The organism is Mycobacterium sp. ITM-2016-00318, assembly GCF_002968285.2.
In the GTDB taxonomy this organism is placed as follows: Bacteria; Actinomycetota; Actinomycetes; order Mycobacteriales; family Mycobacteriaceae; genus Mycobacterium.
In genome coordinates, this window is sequence record NZ_CP134400.1 from 3,539,364 (window position 1) to 3,557,440 (window position 18,077).

Annotated in this window: 15 protein-coding genes and 1 pseudogene; 3 read left to right on the plus strand and 13 right to left on the minus strand. The window is 66.5% G+C overall.

Going from position 1 to position 18,077, the window contains the following annotated elements; genetic code table 11:
- Positions 1-6 precede the first annotated feature (6 nt).
- The 7 genes from C6A82_RS17295 to C6A82_RS17325 form a co-directional block, all read right to left on the minus strand.
- Positions 7-327, minus strand: a complete 321-nt coding sequence (locus C6A82_RS17295; protein ID WP_142406064.1) for a hypothetical protein — start codon at positions 325-327, stop codon at positions 7-9.
- Positions 328-438: 111 nt separating this feature from the next.
- Positions 439-837 carry a DUF4233 domain-containing protein gene (locus C6A82_RS17300; RefSeq protein ID WP_105349235.1) on the minus strand — a complete coding sequence of 133 codons (399 nt, stop codon included), beginning with the start codon at positions 835-837 and terminating at the stop codon, positions 439-441.
- On the minus strand, positions 834-2,267 hold the full coding sequence (locus tag C6A82_RS17305) for a folylpolyglutamate synthase/dihydrofolate synthase family protein (protein WP_105349236.1): 1,434 nt from the start codon (positions 2,265-2,267) through the stop codon (positions 834-836). Before C6A82_RS17305 ends, C6A82_RS17300 begins: the two co-directional genes overlap by 4 nt.
- Positions 2,264-4,927 (minus strand): valine--tRNA ligase, encoded by a 2,664-nt coding sequence (locus C6A82_RS17310; RefSeq protein ID WP_105349237.1) that lies wholly within the window; start codon positions 4,925-4,927, stop codon positions 2,264-2,266. The genes C6A82_RS17305 and C6A82_RS17310 overlap by 4 nt, the downstream gene beginning before the upstream one ends.
- 67 nt (positions 4,928-4,994) lie before the next feature.
- Entirely contained in the window at positions 4,995-5,648 is a 654-nt protein-coding gene (locus tag C6A82_RS17315) for a DUF937 domain-containing protein (protein ID WP_105349238.1), read from the minus strand.
- A gap of 92 nt (positions 5,649-5,740) precedes the next feature.
- Positions 5,741-6,994: a trans-acting enoyl reductase family protein gene (locus C6A82_RS17320; protein ID WP_105349239.1), complete on the minus strand. Its 1,254-nt coding sequence runs from the start codon at positions 6,992-6,994 to the stop codon at positions 5,741-5,743.
- 11 nt (positions 6,995-7,005) lie between these two features.
- The gene (locus tag C6A82_RS17325; protein WP_105349240.1) at positions 7,006-8,994 is read right to left on the minus strand and encodes a S9 family peptidase; all 1,989 of its coding nucleotides are present in this window, start codon (positions 8,992-8,994) and stop codon (positions 7,006-7,008) included.
- A 65-nt stretch (positions 8,995-9,059) separates the two neighbouring features.
- Between C6A82_RS17325 and C6A82_RS17330 the strand changes: the two genes are divergently transcribed.
- Genes C6A82_RS17330 through C6A82_RS17340 form a run of 3 tightly spaced genes read left to right on the plus strand, consistent with a single transcriptional unit; the run spans position 9,060 to position 11,168 of the window.
- Positions 9,060-9,455, plus strand: a complete 396-nt coding sequence (locus C6A82_RS17330) for a helix-turn-helix domain-containing protein (protein WP_105349241.1) — start codon at positions 9,060-9,062, stop codon at positions 9,453-9,455.
- Entirely contained in the window at positions 9,452-9,982 is a 531-nt protein-coding gene (locus C6A82_RS17335) for a PaaI family thioesterase (protein WP_105349242.1), read from the plus strand. The genes C6A82_RS17330 and C6A82_RS17335 overlap by 4 nt, the downstream gene beginning before the upstream one ends.
- Positions 9,983-10,004: 22 nt before the next feature.
- A complete protein-coding gene (locus tag C6A82_RS17340; protein ID WP_233217183.1) occupies positions 10,005-11,168 on the plus strand; it encodes an FAD-dependent oxidoreductase in 1,164 nt (387 codons plus the stop codon).
- Here C6A82_RS17340 and C6A82_RS17345 read toward each other — a convergent pair.
- The 6 genes and pseudogenes from C6A82_RS17345 to C6A82_RS17370 form a co-directional block, all read right to left on the minus strand.
- Positions 11,160-11,633 carry a transglycosylase family protein gene (locus tag C6A82_RS17345; protein ID WP_105349244.1) on the minus strand — a complete coding sequence of 158 codons (474 nt, stop codon included), beginning with the start codon at positions 11,631-11,633 and terminating at the stop codon, positions 11,160-11,162. The genes C6A82_RS17340 and C6A82_RS17345 overlap by 9 nt on opposite strands.
- Positions 11,634-11,904: 271 nt before the next feature.
- Positions 11,905-12,132 (minus strand): annotated as a pseudogene (locus tag C6A82_RS17350) (transglycosylase family protein); the annotation flags it as partial.
- Positions 12,133-13,261: 1,129 nt separating this feature from the next.
- Complete coding sequence (mobA, locus tag C6A82_RS17355) at positions 13,262-13,828, minus strand: molybdenum cofactor guanylyltransferase (RefSeq protein ID WP_105349246.1); 567 nt, start codon at positions 13,826-13,828, stop codon at positions 13,262-13,264.
- Between the two features lie 11 nt (positions 13,829-13,839).
- Positions 13,840-14,910 carry a 2-oxoacid:ferredoxin oxidoreductase subunit beta gene (locus C6A82_RS17360; protein WP_311101395.1) on the minus strand — a complete coding sequence of 357 codons (1,071 nt, stop codon included), beginning with the start codon at positions 14,908-14,910 and terminating at the stop codon, positions 13,840-13,842.
- Positions 14,907-16,880 carry a 2-oxoacid:acceptor oxidoreductase subunit alpha gene (locus C6A82_RS17365; protein ID WP_105341385.1) on the minus strand — a complete coding sequence of 658 codons (1,974 nt, stop codon included), beginning with the start codon at positions 16,878-16,880 and terminating at the stop codon, positions 14,907-14,909. Before C6A82_RS17365 ends, C6A82_RS17360 begins: the two co-directional genes overlap by 4 nt.
- 289 nt (positions 16,881-17,169) lie before the next feature.
- Positions 17,170-18,036, minus strand: coding sequence for a carbohydrate kinase family protein (locus C6A82_RS17370; protein ID WP_233216859.1), 867 nt, complete (start codon positions 18,034-18,036; stop codon positions 17,170-17,172).
- Between the last annotated feature and the right edge of the window lie 41 nt (positions 18,037-18,077).

The window sequence follows — 18,077 nt, forward strand, 5'->3', positions numbered from 1 at the left end:
CGGGGTTCATGTCCGGCACCCAGGTGGCAGTAACGCGCCGACGGCGATCACCGCGGCCACCGCCGCCGTGCCGAAAACGACGCCCGGCCGCCGATACACCGGCAGTGGCGCTAGCGGAGCTTCGTATGCCGGTGCGGACTGGCCGTACTGCGGTGGCTGTTGGCCGTAGTAGATGTCCTGCGGCTGCTGACCGGGGGACGGATATGGACCGGGTTCGCGGTGGGGAGCCTGTTGCGGCCATCCCCCCTGCTGGTGACCAGCTGCGGGAGCACCCATCGTCGGCGCCCCGTCAAGGTTCGACTGGTCGAAATCCCTTCGGTTGTTCATGTTGCTTCCCACAAGCGATGTGCATTTAAGCCGGTCCGCTTGGGCACAACAATGACACTTCAGCGCCAGTTATGCAGCGTAGTTCGCTACCCCAGTTTTCGTTCGCCGCAATTAGTCGGGCGGGGGGTGTTGCCCAGGCAGCAGGCCGCGCTCTTCCCGACGCTTGACTTCGCTGCGTAGGTACAGGATGAGCAGCCAGACTCCGGCGAACGCCAGCCCGATGAAGCCGAGGGCACTGGAGACGACCCAGCCCGCGATCAGCACAAGCTGGATGCCCAGATTCACCCAGATCGCCCATGGGCGCCCCTGCAGTCCGGCCAGCAGGATCAGCACGACGGCCAGACCGATCAGATAGGTGCCGGTGACGGCGGTGAGCCCGCCATCGAGCACCGAGACGACGGGCAGCGCGAGCAGGACCACGATGGCTTCGAGGATCAGCGTGCCCGCCATCACGCCGCGGAAGCTCTTCCACGGATCCGGCGCGGCAGGCGTCTCGGGCTGCTCGCTCATTGCGGGTCCCGCCCGAACAGCGTGCGCGCCATGCCCGCGGTGACAACTGAACCGGTGATGACGATGCCGCTGCCGGAGAAGCCCTCGCCGTCGTGCCCGGCATCTTCGGCAAGTGCTGTCGCGGTCTCGATGGCGTCGGGCAGGCCTGTTGCCGCGATCACCCGGTCAGGGCCGAAGCGCTCCTCGGCCCGCATCGCCAGGCTCTCGACCTCGAGCGCGCGCGGCGATCCGTTGGTGGTGACGACGATCTGATCGAGTACTGGTTCCAGCGCGGCGAGGATTCCGTCGACGTCTTTGTCGGCCATCACCGCCACGATGCCGACAAGCATGCGGAAGTCGAATTCCTCGGCGAGCGTCCCCGCCAACGCCGCCGCCCCGGCGGGATTATGGGCAGCATCGATGAAAACCGTTGGCGCGCTGCGCATCCGTTCCAGCCGACCCGGACTGACAACCGAGGCGAATCCGGCGCGCACGGCGTCGATATCGAGTTGACGGTCAGCTCCCGCACCGAAGAACGCCTCGACGGCGGCCAGCGCGATGACGGCGTTGTGGGCCTGATGCTCACCGTGAAGTGGCAGGAATATCTCGGAGTACACGCCGCCGAGACCCTGCAGCTCGAGCATCTGCCCGCCGATAGCCACCTGACGGCCGAGCACGGCGAACTCGGAATCCTCACGGGCGACCGCGGCGTCGGCCAGCACGGTTTCGGCGAGCACCACCTCCATCGCCTCGGGCACCTGCCTGCCGATCACCGCAACGGTGCCGACCGGCACGAGGTCGTCCTTCTGCCGGGTGATGATCCCCGCCTTTTCCTTTGCGATGTCAGCGATCTCAGTGCCCAGGTACTCGGTGTGGTCCACACCGATGGGGGTGATCACCGCGACCGGGGCGTCGACGACGTTGGTGGCGTCCCAGCGGCCACCCATGCCGACCTCGACGACGGCCACGTCGATCGGCGCGTCGGCGAAGGCGGCGAACGCCATCGCGGTCACCACCTCGAACTTGCTCATGGCCGGGCCACCCGCCGCTTCCGACTGCTTGTCGACCAACTCGACGAACGGTTCGATCTCTTCGTACACGGCGACGTACTGCGCCGGCGTGATCGGCTTGTTGTCGATCGCGATGCGCTCCACCGCCGACTGCAGGTGCGGGCTGGTGGTCCGGCCAGTGCGCCGGTGCAAAGCCGTCAGAAGCGCATCCACGATGCGCGCCACCGACGTCTTGCCGTTGGTGCCAGCGATGTGGATCGACGGGTAGCCCCGCTGCGGCGAGCCGAGGAGCTCCATCAAGGCGGAGATCCTCGCCGTGCTCGGTTCCAGCTTGGTCTCGGGCCACCGCTGGTCGAGAAGATGCTCGACCTGCAGTAGCGAGGCGATTTCGTCCGGCGTTGGGACTGTCTCCTGTCGCCCACCAGGCGGCTCCGATGTCATTGCAGGGATGCCAGCCTCGTCGTGATCCGGTCGACCTCGTCCCTGGCGAGGGCCTGCCGGTCCCGGATCTTGTCGACGACGTCGGCGGGCGCTTTGGCGAGGAAAGCGTCATTGTCCAGCTTGGCGCTGGTGCCCTTGAGCTCCTTCTCCGCTGCGGCCAGGTCCTTCTGCAGCCGACGCCGCTCGGCAGTCACGTCGACGGTGCCCGACGTGTCGAGCTCCACCACGACGGTGCCGCGCGTCAGCCGCACCTCAACCGAGGCAGTCGGCGCGAACCCGTCGGAGGCGGGGGTCAGCCACGCCAACGACGCCACGGCAGGCACTTGCGAGTCGAGATCGGCGGCGGCGATGTCGCCGAGCCGCGCGGGAACCTTCTGCCGGTCGGCCAGACCTTGGTCGCTGCGGAACCGCCGCACCTCGGTGACCAGCTTCTGCATATCGGCGATCCGTTGCGCCGCAACCTGATCCGCGGCGAAGCCCGAGGGATTCGGCCAGTCCGCGATCACGAGTGACTCGCCACCGGTGAGCGCCTTCCACAGCGTCTCGGTCACAAAAGGCATCACCGGGTGCAGGAGCTTGAGCAGCGTGTCGAGAACCGACGCCAGCACAGCAGTCGTGTGTGTGACGATCCTTTCGTCCCGGCTGGCCAACTGCACCTTCGCGAGCTCGAGGTACCAGTCGCAGAACTCGTCCCAGGCGAAGTGGTAGAGCGCTTCGCAGGCACGGCTGAACTCGTATCTGTCGAACGCCGAATCCACTTCGGCGCGAACCTCTTCCGCCCGGCCGAGAATCCAGCGGTCGGCATCGGTGAGGTCTTGTGAGCCGGGTAGCGGGGCGGGACTTGCCCCGTTCATCAGCGCGAAGCGGGTCGCATTGAACAGCTTCGTGGCGAAGTTGCGCGACGCACGGGCGTGGTCCTCGCCGATGGACAGGTCGCCGCCCGGACTGGCGCCGCGGGCCAGCGTGAAGCGAAGCGCATCGGCGCCGAACATCTCCACCCAGTCCAGCGGGTCGATGCCGTTACCCCGGGACTTGCTCATCTTGCGGCCGAACTCGTCACGAATCAGGCCGTGCAGGAAGACATTCTCGAACGGCACCTGAGGTCCGCGCTTGCCGTCGACCGTGATCGCGGGATCGTCGGCGACGAACTGGCCGAACATCATCATCCTGGCCACCCAGAAGAACAGGATGTCGTAGCCGGTCACCAGCACAGAGGTCGGATAGAACTTGGCGAGTTCCGGCGTGTGGTCCGGCCACCCCAGCGTGGAGAACGGCCACAGCGCCGAGGAGAACCAGGTGTCCAGCACGTCGGGGTCCTGTTCCCAGCCCTCCGGCGGGGTTTCGTCGGGCCCGACGCAGACGGTTTCGCCGGTCGGCCCGTGCCAGATCGGGATGCGGTGACCCCACCACAGCTGGCGCGAGATGCACCAGTCGTGCATGTTGTCCACCCAGCCGAACCAGCGCGGTTCCAGGCTCGGCGGGTGAATCACGGTGTGCCCGTTGCGCACCGCGTCACCCGCGGCCTTGGCCAGCGACTCGACCTTGACCCACCACTGCAGCGACAGCCGCGGCTCGATGGGTTCTCCGCTGCGCTCGGAATGTCCGACGCTGTGCACATACGGGCGCTTCTCCTCGACGACCCGGCCCTCTGCGGCCAGCGCTTCGCGCACCGCGACGCGCGCGTCGAAGCGGTCCATGCCGTCGAACCGGGTTTCGGTGTCGGCGACGCGGCCCTTGGCGTCCATCATCGTCGGCATCGGCAATTGGTGCCGGAGACCGATCTCGAAGTCGTTCGGGTCATGTGCGGGCGTGACTTTCACTGCCCCGGTGCCGAATTCAGGATCGACGTGCTCGTCGGCGACGATGATCATCTGGCGGTCGACGAACGGGTGCGGCAACGTCGTGCCGACAAGGTGGCGGTACCGCTCGTCGTCGGGATGCACTGCGATCGCGGTGTCACCGAGCATCGTCTCGACACGTGTTGTCGCGACCACGATGTGCGGCTCTGAGTCATCGAGCGACCCGTATCGGAACGACACCAGCTCGCCCTCGACGTCGGAGTACGAGACCTCGAGGTCGGAGATTGCGGTCTCCAGCACCGGCGACCAGTTCACCAGGCGTTCGGCCTGGTAGATCAGCCCGGCGTCGAAGAGCCGTTTGAAGATGGTGCGTACCGCACGGGACAGGCCCTCGTCCATCGTGAAGCGGTCCCGGCTCCAGTCGACGCCGTCGCCGAGGCGCCGCATCTGAGCGCCGATCGTCCCGCCCGAGTCGTGCTTCCAGTCCCACACCTTGTCGATGAACAGCTCGCGGCCGAAATCCTCTTTCGTCTTGCCGTCGACGGCCAGCTGCTTCTCCACCACCGACTGGGTGGCGATGCCCGCGTGATCCATGCCCGGCAGCCACAGCACCTCGTAACCCTGCATCCGGCGCCGCCGCGTGAGCGCGTCCATCAGCGTGTGGTCGAGGGCATGCCCCATGTGCAGGCTGCCGGTGACGTTCGGCGGAGGCAGCACAATGGAATACGGCGGCTTCGCGCTGCCGGGGTCCGCCGTGAAATAGCCGGCGTCGACCCAGCCCTGATACAGCTCGCTTTCCACCTCACCCGGATCCCACGACTTGGGGAGGGTGTCGGTTGTCGGCTTGGGGCTTGCGGTCACCGCGCCATTCTATGGAGTGCGGTTCGCCCGCCCCGACCTCAGGGTTTGAGCCGGCTCGGCCGGCGCCCTACTTCTTACCCCCGAGCAGGCCGCCGAGGATGTCGCCGATCGCGCCGCCCTGTTGGCCGCCGATCACGCTGCCGAGGATGCTGCCCAGCGGGTTGTCGCCGCCACCGCCTGCACCTGCACCGCCACCTGCACCTGCACCTGCACCTGCACCTGCACCGGCGAGGATGCTGCCAAGGATGTCGCCGAGGCCACCGCCGCTACTGGTCTGTGCCTGCGGCTGCTGCGCCGGGGCCGAGCCACGGCCGCCCTTGTTGAGCTGCTTGCCGATGTAGGCCAGCACGATCGGCGCGAGGATCGGAAGAAGCTTCTTGATCAGGTCTCCGCTGCCTGCTCCCTGGCCTGCGAGCGCCGAGGCGACGGCGTTGCTGTCGTTGCCGCCGAAGAGGTGCGCGACGAGGTTGTCGCCTTCGTTCTCGTCGACCTGCTCGACGTTGACGCCGCCGTCGAGGAGGCCGCTGGCGCCCTGTTGCTGCACAGCTGATTCGAGCCTGCTCGAGTCGATGTCGTCGGACTGGACGTTCTGGGCCAGCCCGCCGACGAGTGCGGGAACCAAGGTCTTGATCGCGTTGTTCACCTCATCCTGGTCCGCACCGATTTTGTTCGCGATGTCCTGTACGGGGATCTGCGCGAAAAGCTCGTCGAGACCTGCCATTGTCGTGTTCCACCTTCATTGCTGGTTACCGCATCTCGATCACGACACTAGTCCACATGATCTTGGTTGACAGGCGTTCTGCGCGCTGCCGATCAATCCAGCAGGGACGTCACCAAAGACACACCGGCAGCGGGCAATCGGGCCAGCAGCGCGTCGCCCATCGCCGCCGCGGGCGTCAATACGCCACGCAGATCGGACAGCCGGTCGCGGTCGAGTGCCAGTGCCAAACCGCTTTCACCCAACAGCACCGACGTAGCCTTGTAACCCGGGTCGCCCTTCTGCGACATGGTGGTCCGGTAGCGCGCCCCCGTTGTGGTCGTGGTGTACGTCTCGACGGTGTAGTGACCACTTTCGCGCGTACGTTCGCTCGGCCCGGTGCCCGGTTTGGGCAGGACCCGTTCGATGAGCTTCTCAGGCACCTTGTCGAGGAACCGGGTGCCGAACGCGATCGTGGCCGCATTACCGCCCGCAGCGAGTGCCGCGGTGACCGGCGCCACCAACGACTTACCCACTGTCATCTGTTCGCCGTACTCGAGCCTTCGGCCGTACGCATAGTCGAGTAAAGCGTTGCTACGCCTGACGATTCGGGTGTTTACGACGGCCATCACGAACGGCCCGACCCAGTACCCGTCGAGCTCCGGTGCGATATCGCCACCGCGTCGCCAGCGCATGTCCGCCTGCCCGCCGAGCTCCGGTTCGGCCGCGCGGTCCGGAGTCAGCGTGTACGGATCGTTCATGATTCGGCGGAGTTCGGCATCGCCGGAGGATGCACGCATCACCTCGACCATCGAGGCCGCCGTGCCACCGGATATCCCGGCCTTGAACGAACGCACCACCAGGTTGGTGTCGCCGAGCTGACCCGCCTTGTCCTGCTCTGCTCGTCTGTACAGCGCGAAGACTGTGAGATCCGAAGGGACGGAATCGAATCCGCACGAATGCACAATTCTCGCGCCGCTGTCCATCGCCTGCTTGTGATACAGGTCGATACTCTCGCGGATGAAGTTCGTCTCGCCGGTGAGATCGGCGTAGTCGGTTCCCGCCGCAGCGCACGCCGCGACGAGCGGCAGTCCGTGCTTGGCGTAGGGACCGACTGTCGTCACTACCACCTGGGTCTGTGCGGCCATCGCGTTCAGAGTCGACGGCTGGGACGCGTCGGCGATGATCAGCGGCCAGGACTGTGCGCGCTCCCCCAGCCTCTCCCGGACGGCGAGAAGCTTGTCGTGGGAACGCCCCGCGAGCGCGATTCGTGCGTCGCCGCCCGCCTTGGCCAGGTATTCGGCGGTCAGCGTCCCCGCGAACCCGGTCGCGCCGTACAGGACGATGTCGAACTCACGAGCAGTGGTCATGGCTTCCGACGCTACCCGAGCGTCTCGGGCAGTTCGCGGTCCTCACCGAGCATGTGCCGGGCGAGGAACGCGTCGACCACCTGGTACCAGACCTTGGCATTCTGCGGGGAGAGCACCCAGTGGTTCTCCGACGGGAAGCAGAGAAAGCGGTGGGGGCTGGTGCCGTCGTCGGCCGCGGGCAGTCCCGACTCGGTGCGCAACTCGTACCACAGGCGCAGCGCCTCGCCGATCGGCACGCGATAGTCCTTGTCGCCGTGGATGACGAGCATCGGGGTCCGGATATCGGAGACGAAGTTGTGCGGTGAGTTGGCGGTCGCCATGTCTTTCGTCATCTCCCGCACCCAGTAGTAGGCGGCGTCGGTCGTCGAGTTGAACTGGTCGAGCGCCCACAGGCTGGCGTGGGTGACGATCGCGGCGAAGCGGTCGGTGTGGCCCGCGATCCAGTTCGCCATGTACCCGCCGAAGGAACCGCCCATCACACCGGTGCGCGAGGCGTCCACGCGCGGGTGCGCACACGCGGCGTCGGTGGCGGCCATCAGGTCCTCGTACGGCGCCACTCCCCAGTTGCCCCAGCCGCGCTGGATGAAGTCCTGCCCGTAGCCGGTCGACAGCGCCGGGTCGGGCAGCAGCACGGCGTAGCCCCGCGCCGCCATCAGCCACGGGTTCCACCGCCAATGCCAGGAGTTCCAGCTGGCCAGCGGTCCGCCGTGGACCCAGAGCAGAAGTGGCGCAGGTGTCTCGCTTTCGGGCAGCACCAACCAGGACCGCACGGGATTCCCGTCGGCTGCCGTCGCCGTCACCTCGGTGAGCGACCCGGGCAACGCCGGCGGTGCCACGCACGGCAGAACGGTGACAGTGCCGTCGGCGTCGATGCGGACCGGATGCGGCGGCGCCGCGTAGGAACTACGCAGCGCGTAGACGACACCGCAGGGAGCGGCCGTCACATCGGTGTAGGCGAAGTCGTCTGTTGTCAGTTGTTCCACCGAACCGTCGGCCAGGCGAATCCGGAACACCGGGCAGCGACCGCCGTCGTCTGCGGTGATGAAGAGCTCGTCGCCGTCATGCGACCACGTGACCGACGCAGGCCAGCGATCCCAATCCACGGCGAGGTCCGTTACTTCATCGCCGAAACCCAAACAGCTCAACGATATTCGCGGCGCGCGCTCCGGCGTGGAGTACGACTCGCGGATGAACGCCACCGCCGATCCGTCCGGTGCGATGGCCGGGCCGAAGAGATCGGCGCCGAACTCGTCGACGATGACGGTGCTGTCGCCGGAGGCGACGTCGATGCGCACGAGCACCGAACGCTGCGACGCGTCGGGCGCAGGCCGCTGCCACGCCGTGACCACGAAGCTGCCGTCGTGGCTGACGTCGAAGTCGGCGTCGCGCAGTGCTGCTGCCGGCCGCGGCGTGAGGTCGGTCGGCGCGGACCCGTCACCGAGATCGAGCGCAAGCAGATGCGGGGCGCCGGGGCCGAGGTCCTTGTCCCAATGCCGGACGGGATAGCCGGTGTGCAGGATCGCGGTGACCTTGTTGTCCTTGCGCAGGTCCCGCAGCCGACGGTCGTCGTCGACGGTCTCGGCGGACGGTAAGAGCGGTACGCGGACCACCGCGCACTGCGCGCCGCGTGCTGTCTTGACGGCTTCCACGCCGCCGGCCGGTGCCAGGACCTCGACGGCCTCACCGCCTGCCGCAGGAAGATTCCACAACGCCGCCGGCGGCTTGTCGTCGTCTTCGGTGGGGCGCACCGCCACGAACAGCAGGTCGCCGCTCGCGGTGAAGGCCGGCGCCGACTCGCCCTTGGCGCCCCTTGTCAGCCGCCGGGCGCCCTCGCGGCCGTGCGGGTCGAGTTCCCACACCGCGGTGACGTAGTCAGTGCCCTTCTCGTTGAGCTCGCTGATCGTCGTCACCACCCGGGAGCCGTCTGCCGCCGCCGCCAGCCCTGCGACCCGGGGCAGCGCAAAGTAGTCGTCGAGATCGCCGAACGGGGTTTCGGTCATGCGACGTTCGTAGCACAGCGGGACTAAGTTTGATTTTCAAACTGACTGCTGGCAGACTGGCGGGCATGACCGCCCAACCGCTGGCCCAGCTGCCCGGCAGGCCATGTCCGATTGCCGCTGCGCTCGAGCTCGTCGGCGAGCGATGGGCACTGCTCGTCATCCGCGAGATCGCGCTCGGCGCGAACCGCTTCGGCGACATCGTCGCCGGGACTGGCGCGCCGCGGGACCGCATCGCGGCCAGGTTGAAAGCCCTCGAGAGCGCGGGCGTCGTCGCACGCACGCCCTACCACGAAGGGCCGGTGCGCTACGAGTACCGGCTCACCGAATCCGGTGACGCGCTCATCGGAGTTCTGGACGCGCTTCTCGAGTGGGGCACGCGCTACGCGGTCGCCACCGACGACCCCGACCGACAACGCCGGTACCGACCGATGAGCGGTCTGAAAGTGAAGGGATCACGATGACCGCAGAGCTGGCCGAGGCGACCGACCGCGAGGACTGGGGTCCACAACGGTCTCGCACGGTCACCTGGCATGAGCCGGGCCCGAGCACCGCAAAGGGTCTCACGATGGCCGGAGTGGACTACCTGCGGGCGATGGCCGACGGCGAGTTGCCGCAGCCGCCGATCGCCGGCCTGCTGCGCTTCGGGATCGTCTCTGCCGATCCCGGCCGAGTGGTCTTCACGTGTGAGCCCGATGAGTCGGCGTACAACCCGATCGGCGCGATCCACGGTGGTCTGGTCTGCACACTGCTGGACTCGGTGACCGGTTGCGCGATCCACAGCACGCTGCCTCCGGGCAAGGGCTATACCTCGGTGGAAATCAAGGTCAACTACCTCAAGGCGATCCGGCTCGCCAGCGGGGTGCTCACCGCGACCGGAACCGTGGTGAAGGCGGGGTCGCGCGTCGGCTTCGCCGAGGGCGTCGTCACCGATGCCGGTGGGACCGTCGTGGCCACCGCCACCAGCACGCTGTTGGTGTTCGACCTGTAGGCCGAGGCGCTACGTTCGACGAGTGGCACCCCAGCAGTTCCTCGTCGTCGGCGCCGGCGTCGCGGGTCTGGCGACCGCCGTCGCGCTGCAACGCCGCGGCCACGACGTCATGGTCATCGATAGCCGCTCCGACACCACGACCGGCGCGGGCATCAGCATCTGGCCCAACGCGCTCGCCGCCCTCGACCACATCGGCCTTGGTGACGCGGTCCGCGATTCCGGCGGCCGAATCACCGCGGGCGCACTGCGCTGGCGCGACGGCACCTGGCTGCGCAGGCCGTCGCACGAGCGCATCATCAAGGCTCTCGGTGAGCCGCTGGTGGTCGTCCGCCGCTCTGTGCTGAACGACGTGCTCGCCGGCGCACTGAAGTGCGGCACCCTACACACAGGAGTGGCGGCCGAGGACATCGAGACGGTGTCCGACGGCGTACACGTCACGCTGTCGGATTCGACGACGGTGCACGCGGCCGCAGTCGTCGGCGCCGACGGGACCCACTCAATGGTCGCCCGTCACCTCAACGGCCCGCTGAACAACCGGTACGTCGGGTATACCGCGTGGCGCGGGATCGCCGATGCGACGATGGATCCTGCCCTTGCCGGGGAGACGTTGGGGCCAGGGCGTGAATGCGGGCACGTGCCGCTCGGCCCCGATCACACCTACTGGTTCGCGACCGAACGCACACCCGAAGGGGGCAGCGCGCCCCACGGCGAACTGGCGTACCTGAAGTCCGAATTCGGCTCGTGGGCCGAGCCGCTACCCCAACTCCTCGCCGCGACCGACCCGAACGCCGTGCTGCGTAACGACTTGTACGACCGCGACCAGGCGCGGGTCTGGTCGAAGGGTCCGATCGTTCTGGTCGGCGACGCCGCCCACCCCATGCGTCCGCATCTCGGCCAGGGTGGTTGCCAGGGGCTGGAGGACGCCGCGATCCTGGCGAGTTTCGTTGATCAGAACAGCGATCCGGCGAGGGCGTTCGCGCGGTTCGCGGACTTCCGTGGGCCGCGGGTGCGGTCGTTGGTGCGCGAATCGACACGCATCGGCCAGGTGTTGAACCTGCGCCCCGCTGCCTTGAGCGCCATTGTCGGCCGTGCCACGGCGCTGGTGCCGGAGGCGGTGCTCACCCGCCATCTGGCCACGGTGGCATCGCGGTCGGCGTTCACGGCGCCCACAGCGGCGTCAGCCTAGGCCGAACGGGCCCAGGAACGTCGAGCAGACCTTCTGCAGATCGACGATTCCGAGGATGGGGCCGCCGCGCATGGCACCACACCCCCTCATCGGGCTCGACGCGTTCCAGATGGCGGGACCCCCTGCAGCCGTGCCGCACTTCGGCCACGCCTTGAGTCCCTGAGTTCGAAGCACGTTCTCGGCGACGCGAATCTGCTCTGCCCGGGAGGCCGACGACGGATGCCCGCGGCCGCCGTTGGAGGCCCAGGTCGACGGTTTGAACTGCAGCCCGCCGTAGAAGCCGTTTCCGGTATTCGTCGACCAGTTGCCGCCGGATTCGCACTGGGCAATGGCATCCCAGTCCACGCTGTCGGCGTTGGCACTGGCCGTCGAGATGGTCAACGACACGAACGACAGCGCCGCGGCAATCGCGAGGAGCCAAGCGGTCTTTTTCGCCGTCTGGATGAACGAGTGGCGTTTCTTCATCACGTTGGTCCTTCCCCGACCCTGCAACTAAAGGGACTTTCGGGTTGGAAGTGTCAGGCGTTACAAGGGAGGTATTTGCACGTTATCGAGACGGGATAGGCACCAGGTAGCGATGGGGCAAATGAGTAAAAAGGGCCAATTGTGGAAATAGCGCTTCTTGTTAGAGAAGTGGTAGGAGTGATAAAAGTGATGTTTGTGACTGGAGTGAATAGAACGATGCCGGGCCCCGAACGGGACCCGGCATCGTCTCTAGTTATGCGTAGCGCGTGAATTAGCCGCCTCCACCGCAGGAGGGCCAGGCACCGATGCCCTGCGACTTCAGCACGTTATTCGCAACCCGGATCTGCTCCTCACGGCTGGCGTGGTGCGGGGAGCCGCTGCCGCCGTTGGCACGCCAGGTGCCCATGGAGAACTGCAGGCCGCCGTAGTAGCCGTTACCGGTGTTGATGGCCCAGTTGCCGCCGGACTCGCAGGCCGCAACGGCGTCCCAGTTCACACCGCTGTCCGCATTCGCGGTACCGGTCGCCAACGCCATCGGTGCCAGGGCGAGCGCGCCCGCGATGGTGGCCAGCCCGAACGTAGTGCGGATGTTCTTCACTTCTTTCCTTTCGCCAAGCGCGCGCCAACAACGCCCGCACGCGCGGACGCAGATGCCGTCAGGCAGAGGTTTGGGTCGCGCCGTCTCGGTCGGGCACGACAGAGGGGAGCGAAAACATCACCCCACCGGGCTTCACGCCCGGCGGCCGCGGAAGGCGATCCGCCCGCCCGCAACCCCACTCACACGCAGGTTCGTGGTTTTAAATTATTTGCTCGTTTTCTGAGCCGTGAGGAACGTACAAATCGAGCCGCACAAAGTCATAATCGAGAGGAGAACATGTCGCGGACAGATCACGGTTAGATCACGGTGGCGCCTTGTGGCGTCGATGCAGGTCATCGCGGCGTGTCGACGGCAATGGCACGCCCTTACCGGCGTGCTGTTCGGGTGAGCCAAATCACCACGATTTTGTGACGTGCGGCACGTTTATGCGCTTGATACTTCAACCATCTCGGCTGGTGCGCCTCAGATCGGCCGTCCCACTAACTGTTTCAGTCCAATCATCCAAATCAGTTCGCCACTATTACTTTTCACAGCTGTCCCGACATCCGCTATGCGGCAACATGTTCCGGAGGGATCATTGGATCCTGCCCGGAACTCGAATCAGAGTCTTGACGGATCGGTATAAGGTCTCTGAAAACGAGCGTTCCTATGCGTGAACGGCTTTCGCCGACTAACCACCGAACGGCCGTAGAGGTTGACGACCGCCTACACAGACGACACCGTCAGACCAAAGAGTCTCATCCGGGACGGGCACCGTTGGGCCGTTGACGATCGGCCATCGCCAAGCCGCGCTGCGGTCCATCCACGGCCGACAGGAGATCTGACGCCCACAGAGTCCGAAACCTCAACGGATAGGCGATATCTCGGTCGGGTATCGAGGTCGACCGAGATTCCGCCGTATCTCGGTGCTATCGCGGTGTGATTGCGATGGGTTGGGCGAAGAATGGCGCTGGGCGAGACCGTAAGCACAGCTAACTAAAAATCGGAAGTTTGCTAGACAAATTACTTGAGGTAATAACCGCGCAGGGCGCTAAGACACGTCGGCAGCGGTGTTGACGTTCGTCAGCGCCTTCTGCGTGGCCATCACGATGCGCTGCGTGTCGACCGACTCCACCAGCGCACGCATGCTCCGCTCCCCCTGCGCGACCAGCGCGGCGGCGCGGTCAGCCAGGTCGGTGCGATAGACGCCTGCCAGGTAGTGATCGCGGCCGTCCCACGGCAGCACCACGTCGACCCCCAGCCGCGCGCTGTGCTCGGCGAGTTCGTCGATCAGCTCAGTGGTCATGTGCGGCATGTCGACCGCACAGACGAATGCGAGCTCGCAACCCGCATCGGCAGCCGCCCGCAGCCCGCGCTCCGTCGCGAGAAGTGGCCCGACTCCGCGTACCTCGTCGCGCAGTACCTCAGCCTGCAGCTCAGGCAGCGGCTGGCCCGGCGCGGCGATCACGAACACCGGCGCGCATCTGGCGCTCAACGCGGAAACGACCCGTTCCACCATGGTCGAGCCGTCGAACGGCATGGTGGCTTTGTCACGACCCATCCGGCGCGACGCACCGCCCGCGAGTACGACAGCAGCAAGCGGCACAGGCGATGTCACGTGTTGAGAGGCTAGTCGACGGTCCAGGTGTCTTTACCGCGGAGCAGGGACTGCAGGGCGGTCGTGTCGTGCGGCCTGGCGTCGCGGGCGGCAGCGACCTGCGCACGCGCGGCGTCGTCGTAGGTCGGCTTGCTCACCTGGCGGAAGATCCCGGTCACCATGTGCTCGAGGTTCTGCTTGGAGAGCCGCGAGAGCGCGAACGCATAGGCCGGATCCTCGACCTGTGCGTTGTGGACGACGATCTCGTCGGCCGAGACGTCAACCGTCTTGGCCACCTCGAGCCCGTAGCCGGACTTGACCACGCAGTACCCGCCGTCGGCGCCGAACGTGATCGGCTCCCCATGGCTGAGGTTGATCAACCGCTCCTCTGCGCCTTCCTTGCGGAGAGCGTCGAACGAGCCGTCGTTGAAGATCGGGCAGTCCTGCAGGATCTCCACCAAAGCGGCGCCGCGGTGGGCGGCCGCGGCACGCAGCACCTCGGACAGACCCTTGCGGTCGGAGTCCAGCGCGCGGCCCACGAAGGTGGCCTCGGCGCCCAGCGCCAGCGACACCGGGTTGAACGGGTAGTCCAGCGAGCCCATCGGCGTGGACTTGGTGATCTTCCCCGTTTCGGAGGTCGGCGAGTACTGGCCCTTGGTCAGACCATAGATCCGGTTGTTGAAGAGCAGGATCGTCAGGTTCACGTTGCGGCGCAGCGCGTGGATCAGGTGGTTGCCGCCAATGGACAGCGCGTCGCCGTCACCGGTGACGACCCATACCGACAGATTGGGCCGGGCCAGCGCGAGACCGGTGGCAATTGTCGGGGCGCGGCCGTGGATCGAGTGGAAGCCGTAGGTCTCCAGGTAGTACGGGAAGCGGCTCGAGCAGCCGATACCGCTGACGAACGCGATGTTCTCCCGGCGCAACCCCAGCTCCGGCAGGAAGTTGCGGATCGTGTTGAGGATGACGTAATCGCCGCACCCGGGGCACCAGCGGACCTCCTGGTCGCTGGTGAAGTCCTTGCCCTTCTGCGGCTCGTCGGTCGTCGGCACACCCGAGGTGCCAAGGGTCAGGCCGAGGTCGGTTCCGATCAGGTCAGTCATGCGTCTGCTCCCACGCCAGGTTCCACGGTGGCCGCCGCCAACCGCGCGAACTGGGCCTTGTCGCTTTCCTTCTCATTCAACGTTCCATCGAGGGCCGAATCGATGATGGATTCGACCTCGTCCGCAAGGAAGGCCATGCCTTCGACCTTGGTCACCGACTGCACGTCGACGAGGAATTTGCCGCGCAGCAGCAGCGCCAGCTGGCCGAGGTTCATCTCCGGCAGCACCACCTTGGGATAGCGCCGAAGCACCTCGCCGAGGTTGGCCGGGAACGGATTGAGGTTGCGCAGCTGGGCGTGGGCGACCTTGACGCCCTTGCGCCGCGCTCGCCTGCACGCCTCGCCGATCGGCCCGTACGAGCTACCCCAGCCGAGCATCAGCAGCTCCGCGTCGCCGCTCGGGTCGTCGACCTCGAGATCCGGAACGGCGATGCCGTCGATCTTGGCTTGCCGCAGCCGCACCATCAGGTCGTGGTTCTTGGGCTCATAGGAGATGTTGCCCGAGCCGTTGGCCGCTTCAAGACCACCGATGCGGTGCTCCAGACCCGGAGTACCGGGAACGGCGAACTGGCGCGCCAGCGTCTCCGGATCGCGGGCGTACGGCTGGAAAGGCTCATCGGTCTTGGCGAACGTGTGCGCGATCGGCGCGTACGTGCTGACATCCGGAATCTGCCACGGCTCAGAGCCGTTGGCGATCGCGCCGTCGGACAGGATCATCACCGGCGTGTGGTAGCTGATCGCGATGCGGGCCGCCTCGACGGCGACATCGAAGCAGTCCGACGGCGAGCGCGGCGCGATGATCGCGACGGGCGACTCGCCGTTGCGGCCGAACATCGCCTGCAGCAGGTCGGCCTGCTCGGTCTTGGTGGGCAGTCCGGTCGACGGACCGCCGCGTTGGACGTCGACGACGACCAACGGCAGCTCGGTCATCACAGCCAGGCCGATCGCCTCCGACTTCAGCGAGATGCCGGGGCCCGACGTGCTGGTGACGCCGAGCGCGCCGCCGTAGGACGCGCCGATCGCCGCCCCGATACCGGCGATCTCATCCTCGGCCTGGAAAGTGAGGACGTTGAAGTTCTTGTGCTTGGACAGCTCGTGAAGGATGTCGGAAGCGGGCGTGATCGGGTAGGTGCCGAGCACCAGCTGGACGTCGGCCAACTGACCGGCGGTGACTAGCCCGTACGCCAGGGCGGTGTTACCCGAGACCTGGCGGTATTCGCCTGACTTCAGCTTCGCGGGCGCCACCTCGTAGGTGCTCGCAAACGCCTCGGTGGTCTCGCCGTAGTTCCAGCCGGCCTTCAGCGCCAGCACGTTGGCCTCGGCGATATCGGGCTTGCGGGCGAACTTTTCGCGAATGAACGCCTCGCTGTGCTCGAGTTCGCGGCCGTACATCCACGACAGCAGGCCGAGCGCGAACATGTTCTTGGCGCGCTGGCCGTCCTTTTTGGTGGCACCGATGGACTCGACAGCGCCGAGCGTCAGTGTGGTCATCGCGACGGGCTGCACCACGTAGTCGGACAGCTCGTCGCTCTCCAGCGGATTGGACTCGTAGCCGACCTTCGCGAGGTTGCGCTTGCTGAACTCGTCGGAGTTGGCGATCACCAGCCCGCCGCGCGGGACGTCCGAGATGTTGGCCTTCAGCGCCGCCGGGTTCATCGCGACGAGAACGTCGGGGCGATCGCCGGCGGTGAGGATGTCATAGTCGGCGATCTGAATCTGAAACGACGAGACGCCGGGCAGAGTGCCTGCCGGTGCACGAATCTCGGCGGGGTAGTTGGGTTGCGTCGCAAGGTCATTGCCGAACAGTGCGGCCTCGGTGGTGAACCGGTCGCCGGTGAGTTGCATGCCGTCGCCGGAGTCGCCGGCGAATCGGATGACGACCTTCTCGAGCTTTTGACGTTGCGACGCCGAGCTCGCGGAGCCGGCGCCTTCGTTTGTGCCAGGACCGGCCGCGTTGCCGTTCGGGCTCACAACCCCTGCCTTCCGTGCTGCTCTTCGGACGGATCCGTCGGTCGCGGGTCATCGCGCCATCGAGTTGAACGTCCATCGAAATTTGGTGTCACTCTCAGTACCGATTAAACCACTTCTCTTAGGCGGCCCTTTACCGGACGCGCCGGTGACCTGCAGGTCGCGAGCGCCGGAAGTGACTGGTCAGCGGCGTGTGCAGAAACCCGATGAGACAAAAGTGTGTCGTTCGTCACGTCACTGCGACACAACTATTTTAAGGAAATTGTTACCGATCGGTAGCTGTCCGCTAGCACTACCGCTTGACCGGAAAGTGCGCCGAGCGCCCCTCGTCGCTGCGCAGCCGCTGCTCGAGCTCACGGGCGACGAGTTCACTGGCGAGTTCGACTGCGCGGCGACTGTCCGCGCCTGCCGACCGGTGCGCCGTATAACAGGCAGTGAACATGTCACCCGCGCCGGTGGTCTGCACGCCCTCGACCCGCCACGCCGCCGGAACACGGACGACGGTGTCGTCGGTGTAGACGTCGCACCCCTCCGACCCGAAGGTCACCAAGACTTCCGGCACCCCCAGCCGCGCCGCCGTCGATTCGTCGAACGGCCCGTCGGCGACGATGACCGCCTCGTCCTCAGCGAGCTTGAGCACACTTATGTGGCGGAGCAGTTCGGGCGAGAAGTGCCGGTCGACCACCATCGGGCCCACCCGGTCGGCGCGCACGAGGCCCTGACCGTCGTAGACGATGCGATGACCGCGGGAGTGAAGGAGGGCGAGCGTCTGCGCAGGGAAGTCGGTGCGTAGTAGCGGCGCAAGATGTAGCCATGTCGTGTCGGGGCTAGCGGCCTCGATCGCGTCGGAGTTCCACACCGGGCCGACGGCGTCGACTGACATTCTGCGGTGGTCGACGTCCACGTAGTCCAACCGGAAGGAGCTCGTGCGGTCGGACGGCAGGATGCGCAGTGTCGGGCCGAGGCGTGCGGCGAGGTCGTCGAACAGCGCGTGGTCACGTTCCGCGCCCATCGCCACCAGCCGGCCGGGCACATCGACCGCGGCCAGCGCGACGCCTGCGAATGACGCGCAGCCGCCAGGACTCGGCGGGGCCCCGTCGATGATGTCAATCGCGAGGTTGCCCATGACGGTCACCCCGGCGATGAGATGGCCGTGCATTCTCACACCTTCACGAACTTCTGGTCAGACACGACGGCCGC